Below are 14,999 nucleotides of genomic sequence, written 5' to 3' on the forward strand. Positions count from 1 at the left end.
GAGCGAATGTGACAACTCGTGGCGATGCCGTGGTAGCAACAGGGGATCTCGGGCCGCTGGCGTGGATCCTGGAGGAAACGCGCAAGTCGATAGAGGCCTCTGCCAAGGCGCTCAAGCGCTTCGCGCGCGAAACCGAACTGGCGCACGGGGGCGAGCTGTCCGATGCGGATGCAGGCCAACTGCGCGTAGCCCGGCAGCAACTGCATCAGGTGGTGGGTGCGCTGGAGATGATCGGCCAGGGCATGGCTGCCCGCATGGCGCGAGGCATGGAAAGCGCAGTTCAGCAGTTCGTGCTGAACCCAGGACAATGCAACGAAGCTGCCGCCGGCACGCTCGAGCGCGCAGGCTTCGCATTGATCGAATACCTGGAGAGCCAACTGGGCGAGCATCCACGCCCGGCGCTGGGCCTCTTTCCGCAGTTCCGCCAGGTGCAGGAAATGGCGGGCGCTGATCGTATCCATCCCGCTGATCTTTGGCCCGTGGAATGGCATTGGGCGGAGCCTGTGGCTCCCGCGGCAGCGCAGGACATGGCATACGGGCGGGAAGTACGCCAGCAACTTGACCAGCGCATGCTCAAGATCATGCGCGATGGCGATGCCAATGCGGCATCGGAGCTGGGGGTGATCAGCCTGGGGCTGGCGAGTGGCGAATCCGCGCGGCAACCCGCCGTTTTCTGGCGGCTCGCCGCGGCTTTCTTCGAAGCCCTGGGCCAATCGCTCATTCCGCTGGACGCCTACACCCGGCGCGCGGCCTCGCGGATTTTGCTGCAGTACACCTCGCTGGCGCGCGGCGAGCAGGTGGTGTCCGAGCGGCTGGCGCTGGATCTGCTGTTCTTCTGCGCCCAGGCTCGCCCGGGCCCGGGCAAGCATGCGCCGGTACTTGATGCCGTGCGCAGGGCATGGGCACTCGATACGCATGAGGCCGTGGCGTACGGCGAACCCATGTTTGGCCTTTTCGACCCAGCGGTCCTGGCGCAGGCGCGCCGCCGCGTCGAGGCCGTCAAGGAAAACTGGTCTGCTCTGGCAGGCGGGGACATGGCCCGGCTCAAGGGATGTGTCGATCAGTTCGGCCTGGCGGCTGAATCGCTGGTCAAGCTTCATCAGCGCGGCAAACCGCTGGCCGATGCGCTGAACCAGGTGGCCGAGCATACGGCGCAGTCCAACCAGCCGCCCACACCCGAACTGGCCATGGAAACAGCCACGGCCATTCTTTTCCTGGAAGCCTCGTTCGCCGATTTCCAGCCTGGCGATCCTCAATTCACCGACCGGACGTTATCCCTGGCCGAGCGTCTGAATGCGGTGCGCCAGGGCGGAAAGCCCCAGGCGCTCGAGTCCTGGATGGAGGAGCTCTACCGCCGCTTCAGCGAGCGCCAGACCATGGGCACGGTGATTGGCGAGCTGCGCGTGACGATGGGCGAAGTCGAGCAGCACCTTGACCGCTTCTTCCGCCATCCCGCCGACCTCACTCCGCTCGACCCCGTACCTGGGCTGATGTCGCAGATGCGCGGCGTCTTGTCCGTGCTGGGGCTGGAGCAGGCGGCGTCGGCGGTCGGCCACATGCGCTACACGATCGAAGGCTTGCTGGCAGGGCAGACCGAGATCGAGCAGATCAGGAGCGAAGGCGCTTTCGACAAGCTCGGCAACAGCCTTGGCGCGCTGGGCTTCCTGATCGACATGCTGGCCTACCAGCCAGTGCTTGCCAAGAAGTTGTTCGCCTATGACGAGCAGACCGGGCAGCTCAAGCCGCTGGTGGAACGCTCGCAAGCCGAAATGCCTGAGCCGGTTGACGCGCCGGTTGAGACATCTGAAGCGCTGGCGGCGCCCGGTGTGCCTCCGGTAGCCGATGACAGCCTTGATTTCGATCTGGATCTGCATCTGGATCTCGAGGAGACTCCGGATACCCCCTCTATCCCCGAGCGCCCGCCGGAGCCGGCAGGCCACGCCGCTGTGTTGCTGCCCGCCGAAGAGGCGTCGCCACAGTCCTTGCTCGGGCCCCTCGAACACCTTGCGATCACCGCGGCGCTCGACGAAAAACCCGCACTGGCCCATGCCGCCAACCGGGCGGTGGAGGCCGCTCGGGGCCAGGACGAGAAGGCCTTGTCCGGCGCCCTGGATCACCTGAATACGCTGTCTCGCCCCGCGGAACCTGTCGCTGAACTGGCGCTCGCGGGGCCGGATGACGAGGGCGGCGAGGAAGACCTGTTGGACATCTTCCTCGAAGAAGCCCGGGGTGTGATGCATTCGGGCTCGGCGGCACTGGTGGCGCTGGAGGCCGATCCTGCGGACATGGAGCAGCAGACCACGCTTCGGCGTGCGTTTCATACGCTCAAGGGCAGCTCGCGCATGGTCGGGCTGGCCGAGTTCGGTGATGCCGCGTGGTCGATGGAGCAATTGCTCAACACTTGGCTGTCCGAGCATCAACCCGTCACCCAGGATCTGCGCGAGTTTTCAGGCGAAGCCCTGCTGGCGTTCAGCCGATGGATCGAGGATGTGGCGGCCAGGAAGGACGGACATTGGCAGGCGGCTCCTTTCAGCCTGGCCGCCGATGCCCTGCGTACCCAAGGCCAGCGCCTGCCTTTGCTGCTTGATGAAAGCGAGCCGGGCGTGGCCGAAACCGCCGGCATGGCAGTCATGGGCGAGGTCATTGCAGGTGCAGGTACCGCGGAGGTGGAGCTCGAAGCCATCGAATTGCCGGCGCCTGCTTCATTGGGGGAAGCCGAACCTTCCGAGGAAGATCCGCAACAGGACGTCATGCTGGAGTGGAGCTTCGTGGATGACGAGGCTGAAGCCCCCCTGGGTGACAACACGCCTGCAGTGGCGGCGGAACCGGTGGAAACTGAATCTGCCGAAGACCGCAGCAGTTCCATCGCGCCTACGCAGCCCATGGCGCTGGAGCCGGCGTCGAAGTGGCTGGACCTGGATCTGCTGATCGAGACGGAGGACGAGGAAACTCTGGCAGAAGCCGAAGCAGCCAACGAAACCCCGGGATCCGAATCCGAACCTGGCCTGCAGTCCATGCCCGAGTCCGAGCCGGAGCCTGCGGCTGAATCCGAATCCTTGCTGGAGCCCGAACCCGAGCCGGAAGCAGAGCCTTCCCATGCTGGTGAGTACAAGCACATTGGCGACCTGCGCATCAGCATCCCGCTCTACAACGTCTACCTCAACGAGGCGGACGAATGGTCCCGTATGCTCATCACCGAGCTGTCCGAGTGGTCGTTGGAGCTGCAGCGGCCGGTGCCGGAAGCCGCGATTTCCTGCGCGCATTCCTTGGCTGGAAGCTCGGCCACGGTTGGTTTTGCCGATCTTTCAGGTTTGGCGCGTGCGGTGGAGCATGCGTTGCAGCGCCTGCGCGGGCAGAGCGCGGGTACCGCCAGGCAGGCGCATGTACTCAGCGATGCGGCGGAAGACATCCGCCGTCTGCTGCATCAGTTCGCCGCGGGCATCCTGAAGGCGCCCGACGCAACCATTCTGGAGGCGGTGCACGATCTGGAGTCTGCGGACCTTGGTGCCGAGGCGCCGGTGCTGGACGCAGAGCTCGCCGAAGCGCCCGCTCCCGAGACGGCCGTGACGATCTCCGATGCGCCGGCGCACGCCATTGCCGACGGCATCGACGTGGTCGATGCCGTGGACATGGACCTGCTGCCGATCTTCCTGGAGGAAGCCGAGGAGCTGATACCTCGGCTCAGCACGATGCTGCGCCATTGGATGGCGCACCCTGCGGATCCCGAAGCGCGCGGCCAGGTGCTGCGCGGCCTGCACACGCTCAAGGGCAGCGCCAGGCTGACCGGTGCGATGCGGCTGGGTGAAATCGCCCACCGCTCGGAATCGGCCATCGAACTGCTGGGCACGGAGGCACTTTCCGCAGGCGACCTGGAGCCCCTGCTGGAGTACCTGGACGAACTCCAGACCGGCTTTCAGCGCCTGCTTTCGAGCGATGCGGATCTGGCGCTTGCGGGGATGGCCGAGGCGCCTGCCGATTTCCATGAGGAGATCGCACCTGCACCAGTGGTGCAGGAGGACGTGAAGCCTTATCAGGTGCCGGCCAGCCGCACCGCCATTGCCTTGCCGGCCGAGCTTTCGCTGGCCAGCTCGCGCGTGGCGGCCAGCCAGATGGTGCGTGTGCGTTCCCAACTGCTGGATCGCCTGGTCAACAGAGCGGGCGAAATGATCACTTCACGGACGCGCCTGGAGGCCGAGGTGCGGCAGGTGCGCAACCTGCTCGGCGACCTCACGGGCAACCTGGATCGTTTGCGGGCCCAGTTGCGTGATGTCGAGCTGCAAGCCGAAACGCAGATGCAATCGCGCCTGGCCCTCTCCAAGGACGCGCAGCAGAATTTCGATCCGCTGGAGTTCGACCGCTTCACCCGCATGCAGGAGTTGACGCGGATGATGGCCGAATCGGTCAACGACGTCGCCACCGTGCAGCGAAGCCTTCAATTGGCCATTGACGCGAGCGAGGACGATCTGGCGGCGCAAGGGCGGCAATCGCGGGAGCTGCAGCGCGATCTGCTGCGCACGCACATGGTCGAATTCGAGGCCATTTCCGAGCGGCTGTACCGGGCGGTACGCCAGGCATCCAAGGAAATGGGCAAGCGCGTGCGGCTGGAAATCACGGGTGGTTCCATCGAGATGGACCGAGGCATCCTGGATCGCATGGCGCCCGCGTTCGAGCACCTGCTGCGCAATTGCGTGGTGCACGGGATCGAAACAGCCGATACGCGCGCGGCACGCGGCAAGGTGCCGGAAGGCGTGATTTCCATCGAAGTGCACCAGGCGGGCAATGATGTGTCCGTGGAGTTCCGCGACGATGGCGGCGGCTTGGACATCGCCCGCATCCGCGAGCGTGCCATCCAGACGGGGCTCATCACGGCCGATCAGGCACTGAGCGAGCCTGAATTCGCCAACCTCATTTTTGCCCCTGGGTTCAGCACGGCCGCTGAGGTAACCGAGTTGGCGGGCCGGGGCATTGGTATGGACGTCGTGCGCAGCGAGATCCAGGCCCTGGGCGGACGCGTCGAAACGAGTTTCCGCCAAGGCGAGGGCACTTCCTTCAAGCTGGTGATGCCCCTCACGACCGCCGTGACGCATGTGGTGATGCTGCGCGCCGGCAACATGGTGATCGGTGTGCCCTCCAGCCTGGTCGAGGTCGTTCAGCGCACCAGTCTGGCCGATCTGGGGCAGGCCTACGAAACCGCCAGTTATCGCCATGGCGCGCAGACCATGCCGTTCTTCTGGTCCGGGGCGCTGCTGCAAAGCTCGCCGCGCAGCACCGAGACGCCGGGCAAGTCCGCATCGGTCATCGTCTTGCGCAGTGCCGAGCAACGTCTGGCCCTGCACGTGGACGAAGTCGTGGGCAACCAGGAAGTGGTGGTCAAGAAATTGGGGCCCCAGCTTTCCCGCCTGCCGGGCCTTGTGGCGATCACGGCCCTGGCCACGGGCTCGGTGGCGCTCATCTACAACCCGGTGGCGCTGGCGGCCGTGTATGGAGAGCAGGCCAAGGCGTTCGTCGCCGCCGATGTGCCGGAAGCGGCGGATCCGGCCGGACAGGGAAGCCAGGCGGCCGCACAGGCGGCGGAACCGGAAATCCCGCTCGTGCTGGTGGTGGACGATTCGATCACGGTGCGCCGCGTGACCCAGCGCCTGCTTCAGCGGGAAGGCTATCGCGTGGCACTGGCGGCGGACGGCATGCAAGGGCTGGAGCGCCTGCAGACCGAGCGCCCGGCGATGGTGCTCTCGGACATCGAGATGCCCCGCATGGACGGCTTCGATTTCGTGCGGAATATCCGCGGCGATAGAAACCTGCGTAGCCTGCCTGTGATCATGATCACATCGCGCATCGCCGAAAAGCACCGCGAGCACGCGCGGGAGCTGGGCGTCAACCACTACCTGGGCAAGCCTTACTCGGAAGAGGAACTGCTGCGCCTGGTCGCTCAATACGCCCATAGCCCCATCGCGGCGGTGTGAGTCAGGGAAGGCGTACGCGCGCCTGGGGCAGGGGAGCTTCGTTAGAATCGCCCCATGTCCCAAGATGCCGCGTCGATCAACTTGACGAATCATTTCCTGATCGCCATGCCGGGCATGGAAGACGGCACCTTCGCCAAGAGCGTGGTTTACGTCTGTGAGCACAGCGAACGCGGTGCGCTGGGGCTGATCATCAACAAGCCAGGCGACATCAGCATGGCCGATCTGTTCCAAAAGGTCGACCTCCCCCTGGAGCGCAAGGATCTGGGCGTGCAACCCGTTTTTCACGGCGGCCCGCTACAGACCGAGCGCGGCTTCGTGCTGCATGAGCCAGTGGTGGTCGAGGGCATTCCGCCTGAAGAGTCGCTTTACGCCTCCACGCTCACGGTGCCCGGCGGACTGGAGATGACGACCTCCAAGGACGTGCTGGAAGCGCTCTCCAGTGGCGGCGGGCCGCGGCGTGTGCTGGTCACGCTCGGCTACTCGGCCTGGGGCGAGGGCCAGCTCGAATCCGAAATCGCGGGCAACAGCTGGCTCACCGTCGATGCCGATGCCGGCCTGATCTTCGACTCCCCCGTGGAGCAGCGCTACGACCGCGCGCTCAAGCTGCTGGGCCTGGAAGCCTGGATGCTGGCGCCCGACGCGGGGCACGCCTGATGGAGCTCGTCACTGGCGCGAGTTTTCTGGCGTTCGATTTTGGCCTGAAGCGCACGGGGGTGGCCGTGGGCAACCGCATGCTGCGGACGGCCACGCCGCAATCCACGCTGCGGGCGGAAGGCGATGCGCGCTGGCCGTTGATCGCGGCGCGCATCGCGGAATGGCAGCCGGATGCGCTGGTCGTGGGAGTGCCCTTTCACCCGGACGGTGGCGAGCACGAGAATACCGTGCGTGCCCGCCGTTTTGCCCGCCAACTGCGCGGCCGCTTCGGGCTGCCTGTCTATGAGGTGGACGAACGCTACACCACCACGGAGGCCCATGCCGGCGGCGCGCGCGATGCCGACGCCGCGGCGGCGGCCATCATCCTGGAGCAGTTCTTGAGGAGTCTTTCATGAGTTCATCGGCCCGTGTTGCCGAAACGGCGGTAGGGGCGCTCGCCCTTGACGCCGAAGCCCTGTATGGCGAGCTGCTGCGCGCTGTGCGTCCGCTGGTGGGTCCCCAGACACAATTGGTGGGTATCGTTTCCGGCGGGCAGTGGCTGGCCGACCGCCTGCATGCCGATCTGGGCCGTCCCGGCCAGGCCGGGGCTATCTCATCGGCCATGCACCGCGATGATTTCGCCAAGCGGGGACTCGCGGCCACCGGCCAGACCTCGCTGCCCTTCGAGGTCGATGGCGCGGACATCCTGCTGCTTGACGACGTGCTCTACACCGGCCGTACCATCCGCGCTGTGCTGAACGAGCTCTTCGACTATGGCCGCCCCGCTTGCGTGCGTCTGGCCGTGCTGGTCGACCGAGGCGGGCGCGAATTGCCCGTGGCCGCCGAAGTGGCCGCCGCCCGCCTGGCGCTGCCTGATACCCAATCGCTCGAACTCGCGCGCGAGGACAGCGGGCGCTTCAGTTTCCGAATCGAAAAGATATAACCATGCTGGCCCGAGGCAATCCGCAACTGAACCAACACGGCGAGCTCACGCACCTGCTCTCCACCGAGGGACTTTCCCGCGACATCCTCACGCACATTCTCGACACCGCCGCCAGTTTCGTGAGCGTGAGCGACCGCGAGGTCAAGAAGGTGCCGCTTTTGCGCGGCAAGAGCGTGTTCAATCTGTTCTTCGAGAACTCCACGCGTACCCGCACCACCTTCGACATCGCCGCCACCCGTTTGTCGGCGGATGTCTATACCCTGGATATCGCGCGCTCGTCCACCGCCAAAGGGGAATCGCTGCTCGACACCGTGGCCAACCTGGCCGCCATGGCTGCCGATATTTTCGTGGTGCGGCACAGCGAGAGCGGCGCGCCCTATCTGATTGCTCAGCACGTGGCGCCTCATGTGCACGTGATCAACGCCGGAGATGGCCGGCACGCGCATCCTACGCAGGCGCTGCTGGATATGTACACCATCCGGCACTACAAGAAAGATTTCAGTGGCCTGACCGTGGCGATTGTGGGCGACGTGCTGCATTCCCGCGTGGCCCGCTCCGACATCCACGCCCTGACCACCCTGGGCGCCGCGGAAGTCCGCGTGGTGGGGCCCCGTACGCTGTTGCCCGCCGATCTGGCACCGATGGGCGTGCGCGTGTGTTACTCGCTTGAAGAAGGCCTCAGGAATGCCGACGTCGTCATCATGCTGCGCCTGCAGAACGAACGCATGAGTGGCGCGCTGCTGCCTTCCAGCCAGGAGTTCTTCCAGAACTTCGGCCTCACGCCCGAGAAGCTCAAATGGGCCAAGCCGGATGCCATCGTGATGCATCCGGGCCCGATCAACCGCGGCGTGGAGATCGATTCGGCCGTGGTCGACGGCCAGCAGAGCGTGATCCTGCCCCAGGTGACCTTCGGCATCGCCGTGCGCATGGCCGTGATGAGTATCGTCGCCGCTTCATGAGGCCCCCCTGAGTCGCTTAGAACGTGTTGGCGATCTCGTCGCGAGGGCTGTTGTGTCCGAAAAGCTGTGGCTGCAAGGCGAAAACCGCAGGGATACCGGGGGTATCGCGAGGATTTTCAACGCCGCAGACGCAGTTTTTCGGGCGCAACGGACCCGCGAGGGGATCGCCAACACGTTCTTATGCGCCTTCCCCCCGAGGGGGACACCTCCGGCGGCCGGGCCAAGCCCGCTCCGCGGAGGCACTGGTATGGCCTGCTCCGCGGCCGTTCGATTTTGGGATAACTCCCTCTCCCGCTTGCGGGAGAGGGTTGGGGTGAGGGTGGGCGGCGTATCTAGGGCCCATGGCCAACGTGAATATTCTGAGTGATTTGTAAACCATGAAGATCCTGATCCAACACGGCCGCGTGATTGACCCGGCCTCGGGCCGAGACGAAGTGGCCGACGTGGCGATCGCGGGCGGCCGCATCATCGCCATCGGCAAGGCGGCGAGTGATTTCGCACCCAATCGAACCATTGATGCCAGCGGCTGCGTGGTGGCGCCCGGTCTGATCGATCTGGCGGCGCGCCTGCGCGAGCCAGGACATGAGCATGCGCGCATGCTGGAGAGCGAGATGGCCGCCGCCGTGGCGGGGGTGACCAGCCTGGTCTGCCCGCCCGACACCGATCCGGTGCTGGACGAGCCTGGCCTGGTGGAAATGCTGAAAATGCGCGCCGAAAAACTGCACCAGGCGCGCGTGCTGCCCCTTGGCGCGCTGACACGCGGCCTCAAGGGCGAGGCGCTCACCGAATTGGCGCAGCTGACCGACGCCGGTTGCGTGGCTTTCAGCCAGGCCGATACGCCGCTGGTCAATACCCAGGTGCTGCAGCGCGCACTGCAATATGCGGCCACCTTCGGCTACAGCGTATGGCTGCGCCCGCAAGACGCATGGCTCGGCAATGGGGTGGCCGCCAGCGGCCCCCTGGCTACCCGCATGGGCTTGGCTGGTGTTCCGGTCATGGCTGAAACCATCGCGCTGCACACCTTGTTCGAAATCCTGCGCGGCATGCAGGGCTCCGGCCTGCATGTTCATCTGTGCCGGATTTCCAGTGCCGCGGGTGTTGAGCTCGTGCGCCGCGCCAAGGCGGATGGCCTGCCGGTCACGGCGGACGTCAGCATCAACTCCCTGCATCTGACCGATCATGACATCGGCTACTACGACAGCGCCGCGCGCCTTTCGCCGCCGCTGCGCCAGCAACGCGACCGCGATGCATTGCGGGCCGGTCTTGCCGATGGCACGCTCGACGCGCTGGTGTCCGACCATACCCCGGTCGATGCCGATGCCAAGACCTTGCCCTTCGCAGAGGCAGAGCCCGGCGCCACGGGGCTCGAACTGCTGCTGCCGCTGGCACTCAAGTGGGGTGAGGATGGGGCCGGACTGATGCGCGCCCTGGAAGTGCTCACCAGCGCCCCCGCGCGCATCCTCGGCGGGGCCTTGGGCAGCCTGCAGGCCAGCTGCGGCCAATTGGTCGTGGGGGGCGCTGCGGATGTCTGTGTCTTCGATCCCCAGGCGCGCTGGCAGGTGGAGCCGGATGCGCTGCGCAGCCAGGGCAAGCACACGCCGTTTACAGGATATGAGCTGAGCGGGCGCGCGCGCCTCACCCTCGTGGCGGGCCATATGGCGTTTGAACGCAAGGGTGCCGCGCCTGGCGCCGGCCGGTGAGCGATCCCAGAACCTCATGAAGTCGGTTGTCGCTGCCTGGCTGCTGCTGCGCGGTGTATGGCATGTAGCCAAGGGGTACCTGACGATCCGCTTTCAGTTCCCGCGCCTTGCGCCCGCGGAGCGCGAGGCCAAGGTGCAAGCCTGGGCGCAGGGGCTGCTGCGCGTGTGGCGCATTGACCTGCAGGTGCTCGGCGAGCCTCCTGCGCAGGGGCCGATACTCCTGGCGGCCAATCACATTTCCTGGCTCGATATCGTGGTCATGCATGCGGCGCGCTACTGCCGCTTCGTTTCGAAGGCCGATGTCAAGGCATGGCCCGTGATCGGCATGCTGGCCACGGGGGCGGGCACCTTGTACATCACGCGTGAATCACGCCGCGACGCCTTGCGTACGGTGCACCATATGGCCGACGCGCTGAAGGCCGGCGAGGTGCTGGCGGTGTTTCCCGAAGGCACCACGAGCAATGGCCTGACGCTGCTGCCTTTTCATGCCAATCTGTTGCAATCGGCCATTTCCGCCACGGCTCCGGTGCAGCCGGTGGCGCTGCAATTCATCGACAGTGCGAGTGGTGAGATCAGTCTGGCGCCGTGCTATGTGGGTGACGAAACCCTGGTGGCCTCGGTCTGGCGCACGCTCACCACGCCGGGTGTGCGTGCAGTGGTCAGTTACGGCGTGCCGCAATGGCCAGAATCGCGTGGGCGCCGCGAGTGGGCTGACGAGCTGCGGCAGGCCGTGGATGCGCTGAGACGGTAATCCCGCACGGTCTGCAAGTGACCATTCCGAATTCCAACTCCGTACGTTCAGCAGTCATGACCGAAACCCGACCGAAAGCAAGCCCTCGCGGCCGCAGCCGTATGAACAATGAACAGCCTCTGGTGGATGACATCCGCTTGCTCGGCCGGATTCTTGGTGATGTGATCCGCGAGCAAGAGGGCGTGGAGGCTTACGAACTTATCGAACGGATTCGCAAGCTCTCCGTGGCTTTCCGGCGCGACGCCGACCAGGAGGCCGACCGCGCCCTCAAGAAGCTGCTCAAGGGCCTGTCCGATGATCAGACCGTGAGTGTGATTCGTGCTTTCACGTACTTCAGCCATCTGGCCAACTTGGCCGAAGACCGGCACCACATCCGTCGCCGCATGGTGCACGAGCGCGCGGGCAATACCCAGGAAGGCAGTATCGAGGTCGCGCTCATGCGCCTGCGCCAGGCCGGCATCGCGCCGCGCGCCATCTCGCAGACACTGGCCACCAGCCATGTTTCGCCCGTGCTCACGGCGCACCCTACGGAAGTGCAGCGCAAGAGCATTCTCGATGCCGAGCGGGGCATTGCCCAATTGCTTATCCAGCGCGACGAAATCAAGGCCCATGCACAGCCGCAGGACGCACTGGCCCCCCGCGAACTTGCCGCCAACGAGGGGCAGATGCGTGCCCGCGTGGTGCAACTCTGGCAGACTCGCCTGCTGCGCTTTTCCAAGCTTACCGTGGTCGATGAGATCGAGAACGCGCTTTCCTACTATGAAGCCACGTTCCTGCGCGAGATTCCGCGCATCTATGCCAGCCTGGAACGGGAACTGGGCCAAAACCCAGTGGCCAGTTTCCTGCGCATGGGCCAATGGATTGGCGGCGACCGCGATGGCAACCCCAATGTGAGCGCTGAGACGCTGGATTACGCCTTGCGCCGGCAATCCGAAATGGCTTTGCGCCACTATTTGACCGAGATCCACTACTTGGGCGCCGAGCTTTCTCTTTCCGCAAGGCTCGTGGACGTGAGCGAAGAGATGCGCGCCCTGGCGCAACGCTCTCCTGACACCAGCGAGCATCGCGCCGACGAACCGTATCGGCGCGCGCTCACAGGCATGTATGCGCGCCTGGCCGCCACGCTGCAGCAACTCACGGGCGGCGAGGCCGCGCGGCACGCCATTGCTCCGCAAGACCCTTACACCAGCGCCGACGAGTTCCTGGTTGATCTGCGCGTCATTGATGCCTCGCTGCGCGAACATCACGGCACAGCCCTCGCGCAGCAACGCCTTTCACCGCTCATCCGAGCAGCGGAGGTCTTCGGTTTTCACCTGGCCACGGTGGATTTGCGCCAAAGCAGCGACAAGCACGAAGAAGTGATCGCCGAATTGCTGCGCGTGGCCGGCACTGAACAACAATACGCCCGCCTGCCCGAAGAAGCCCGTTGTACCCTGCTGGTGCGCCTGCTGGCCGATCCCCGTCCGCTGCGCGTGATCGACGCCGAATACTCTCCGCTGGCCCAAGACGAGATCGCGATCTTCGAGACGGCGCGCCGTATGCGTACGCTTTTGGGCGCGCAAGCCATCCGTCACTACATCATCAGTCACACGGAAACGGTGAGCGATCTGCTCGAGGTTTTGCTGCTTCAGAAGGAGGTCGGCTTGATGCGCCGCCACCCGGATGGCCGCATGCGGGCTGATCTGATCGTTGTGCCTTTGTTCGAAACCATCGAGGACCTGCGCAACGCGGCGCCCATCATGCGTGCGTTCTATGCGCTGCCAGGCATCACGCAACTGGTGAAGGCCAGCGGTGGTGAGCAGGACATCATGCTCGGCTACTCCGACAGTAACAAGGACGGCGGTATCTTCACGAGCAACTGGGAGCTCTATCACGCGGAGATCGCGCTGGTGCATCTCTTTGAAGAGTTGGCCAACTCGCACGACATCACGCTGCGCATGTTCCATGGCCGCGGAGGTACCGTGGGCCGAGGAGGCGGCCCCAGCTACCAGGCCATTCTGGCGCAGCCGCCCGGTACGGTGCGCGGGCAGATCCGTCTGACCGAGCAAGGCGAGGTCATCGCTTCCAAGTATGCCAACCCTGAAATCGGGCGGCGCAACCTGGAAACCCTGGTGGCGGCTACGCTCGAAGCCACGCTGCTGCAGCCTACCAAGCCAGCGCCGCGCACCTTCCTCGAAGCAGCGGAGAAACTCTCAAATGCCAGTATGGCCGCCTACCGCGCGCTGGTCTATGAAACGCCGGGCTTCAACGAATATTTCTTTGCCGCCACGCCAATTCGCGAGATCGCCGAACTCAACATCGGCTCGCGTCCGGCCAGCCGCAAGGCCTCGCAGAAAATCGAAGACCTGCGCGCGATCCCCTGGGGGTTCAGCTGGGGCCAATGCCGTCTGACTTTGCCAGGCTGGTATGGGTTTGGCTCGGCCGTGCAATCGCTGCTGGCCGGCAACGGAGCGGCCGGCCGCCGTGAGGCCGTGGCGCTGCTGCGGAACATGTATCAGCAATGGCCGTTTTTCCGTACCCTGCTCTCCAACATGGATATGGTGCTGGCCAAGAGCGATCTGCCTCTCGCCTCGCGCTATTCAGAACTGGTGGCCGACAAGCGCCTTCGCCGTAAAGTATTCTCCGCCATCGAAGCCGAGTGGCGCCTCACCGCCGATGCGCTGGCGCTCATCACGGGAGAGCGCCAGCGGCTGGCCGGTAACAGCGCGCTGCAGCGGTCGATCAAGCACCGTTTTCCCTATATCGATCCGCTGCACCACTTGCAAGTGGAGTTGGTGCGCCGCTATCGCGCGGGGCAGACCGGTGACCGGGTGCAGACCGGGATTCACATCTCCATCAACGGGATCGCGGCTGGACTGCGGAATACCGGGTAATTACGCTCTCAGCGCGTGCTGTCGGGCGTGAACGTCACCACGTGATCTACCTGGGGCCGTATGCCAATCCATTCTCCCACCTGGTGGTCGTGGTGGCTGGGTACGTGGGCCATGACGATTTCCCCGCTGGCCAGGCGTAGCGTATAGAGAAACTCCGAGCCCCGGAATGCCTTGCGGACGATGGCGGCTTTCACCGGTGCGAGGTCGTCATGCACGATGTCGTCCGCACGCAGCAGCAGATCGCAGCGGCCATTGGCGTAGGCGTCGGGCAAGGGGCAGTCGGTCAGGTTTTTCAGCGTGCCGAGCGGTGTGTTCACTTGCGCGCCGCCATCTGCATGCACGATGTGGGCTGGTACGAACACGCCGTGGCCGATGAAGTCCGCCACGAAGCGCGTGGCCGGGCGATGGTAGAGCGAGTAGGCATCGTCCCACTGGTGCAAGCGCCCCTCGTTCATCACCCCGATCTGGTCGCCAATGGCAAAGGCTTCCAGTTGATCATGGGTCACGAAGAGCGCGGTGGCCTGCGCTGCTTTCAGGATGCCGCGCAACTCGTGCGCCAGGCGCTCGCGCAGATCGACGTCGAGGTTGGAGAAGGGTTCGTCCAGAAGCAGCAGGCGAGGGCTCGGCGCCATGGCGCGCGCCAGCGCCACACGCTGTTGCTGGCCACCCGAGAGCTCGTGCGGAAAGCGCTGCTCGCTGCCTGCCAGGTCCACGAGCTTCAGCACCTCGGCGACGCGAGCGGCCCGGTCGGCCGCTGTGAGGTGTTTCAGCCCGAAAGCCACGTTTTGCGCCACGCTCAGGTGGGGGAACAAGGCGTAGTCCTGAAATACCATGCCAATGCGCCGCTGCTCCGGCGGCATGTGCATGCGCGCACCGCTGACCAGTTCATCGCCTATGCGGATTTCGCCACCGCTGGCACGCTCCAGGCCCGCGACGGCACGCAGCAAAGTGGTCTTGCCGCAGCCCGATGGGCCGATCAGCACGCCAATGTCGCCCGCGGCCAGACCCAGAGAGGCGCCTTGCACAGCGGGGCGTTCGCGGCCGGGATACCGTACTTCGAGCTGTTCGACCTGGAGAAACATATTCGGATCTACGCAAAAGGGCTTTGTCATTCCTGAAGCCGTGAATTGTAGATACGTACAATTCTCATTTGACCTTATTTGACCGCCGGTGTAGC

General features: G+C 65.1%; 9 protein-coding genes. 8 read left to right on the top strand and 1 reads right to left on the bottom strand.

From position 1 onward, the window contains the following. Positions 1 to 8 precede the first annotated feature (8 nt). The 8 genes from WJU18_RS08095 (at position 9) to ppc (ending at position 13,822) form a co-directional block, all read left to right on the top strand. Positions 9 to 5,963: an Hpt domain-containing protein gene (locus WJU18_RS08095; protein WP_423459585.1), complete on the top strand. Its 5,955-nt coding sequence runs from the start codon at positions 9 to 11 to the stop codon at positions 5,961 to 5,963. A 54-nt stretch (positions 5,964 to 6,017) separates the two neighbouring features. Next, a complete protein-coding gene (locus WJU18_RS08100; RefSeq protein ID WP_423459586.1) occupies positions 6,018 to 6,617 on the top strand; it encodes a YqgE/AlgH family protein in 600 nt (199 codons plus the stop codon). Beyond that, on the top strand, positions 6,617 to 7,012 hold the full coding sequence (gene ruvX / locus WJU18_RS08105) for a Holliday junction resolvase RuvX (protein WP_423459587.1): 396 nt from the start codon (positions 6,617 to 6,619) through the stop codon (positions 7,010 to 7,012). The genes WJU18_RS08100 and ruvX overlap by 1 nt, the downstream gene beginning before the upstream one ends. Continuing rightward, on the top strand, positions 7,009 to 7,539 hold the full coding sequence (gene pyrR / locus WJU18_RS08110; RefSeq protein WP_423459588.1) for a bifunctional pyr operon transcriptional regulator/uracil phosphoribosyltransferase PyrR: 531 nt from the start codon (positions 7,009 to 7,011) through the stop codon (positions 7,537 to 7,539). The genes ruvX and pyrR overlap by 4 nt, the downstream gene beginning before the upstream one ends. Positions 7,540 to 7,541: 2 nt before the next feature. Further along, positions 7,542 to 8,498, top strand: coding sequence for an aspartate carbamoyltransferase catalytic subunit (locus WJU18_RS08115; protein WP_423459589.1), 957 nt, complete (start codon positions 7,542 to 7,544; stop codon positions 8,496 to 8,498). A 377-nt stretch (positions 8,499 to 8,875) separates the two neighbouring features. After that, complete coding sequence (locus WJU18_RS08120) at positions 8,876 to 10,198, top strand: dihydroorotase (protein ID WP_423459590.1); 1,323 nt, start codon at positions 8,876 to 8,878, stop codon at positions 10,196 to 10,198. 16 nt (positions 10,199 to 10,214) lie between these two features. Further along, entirely contained in the window at positions 10,215 to 10,949 is a 735-nt protein-coding gene (locus WJU18_RS08125; protein WP_423459591.1) for a lysophospholipid acyltransferase family protein, read from the top strand. A 56-nt stretch (positions 10,950 to 11,005) separates the two neighbouring features. Continuing rightward, positions 11,006 to 13,822, top strand: coding sequence for a phosphoenolpyruvate carboxylase (gene ppc / locus WJU18_RS08130; RefSeq protein WP_423459592.1), 2,817 nt, complete (start codon positions 11,006 to 11,008; stop codon positions 13,820 to 13,822). An 8-nt stretch (positions 13,823 to 13,830) separates the two neighbouring features. On the opposite strand, the gene WJU18_RS08135 is transcribed toward ppc, so the two are convergent. Further along, positions 13,831 to 14,904: an ABC transporter ATP-binding protein gene (locus WJU18_RS08135; RefSeq protein WP_423459593.1), complete on the bottom strand. Its 1,074-nt coding sequence runs from the start codon at positions 14,902 to 14,904 to the stop codon at positions 13,831 to 13,833. Between the last annotated feature and the right edge of the window lie 95 nt (positions 14,905 to 14,999).

It is taken from the genome of Ottowia sp. VDI28 (assembly GCF_049532675.1).
Classification (GTDB): Bacteria; Pseudomonadota; Gammaproteobacteria; order Burkholderiales; family Burkholderiaceae_C; genus Ottowia.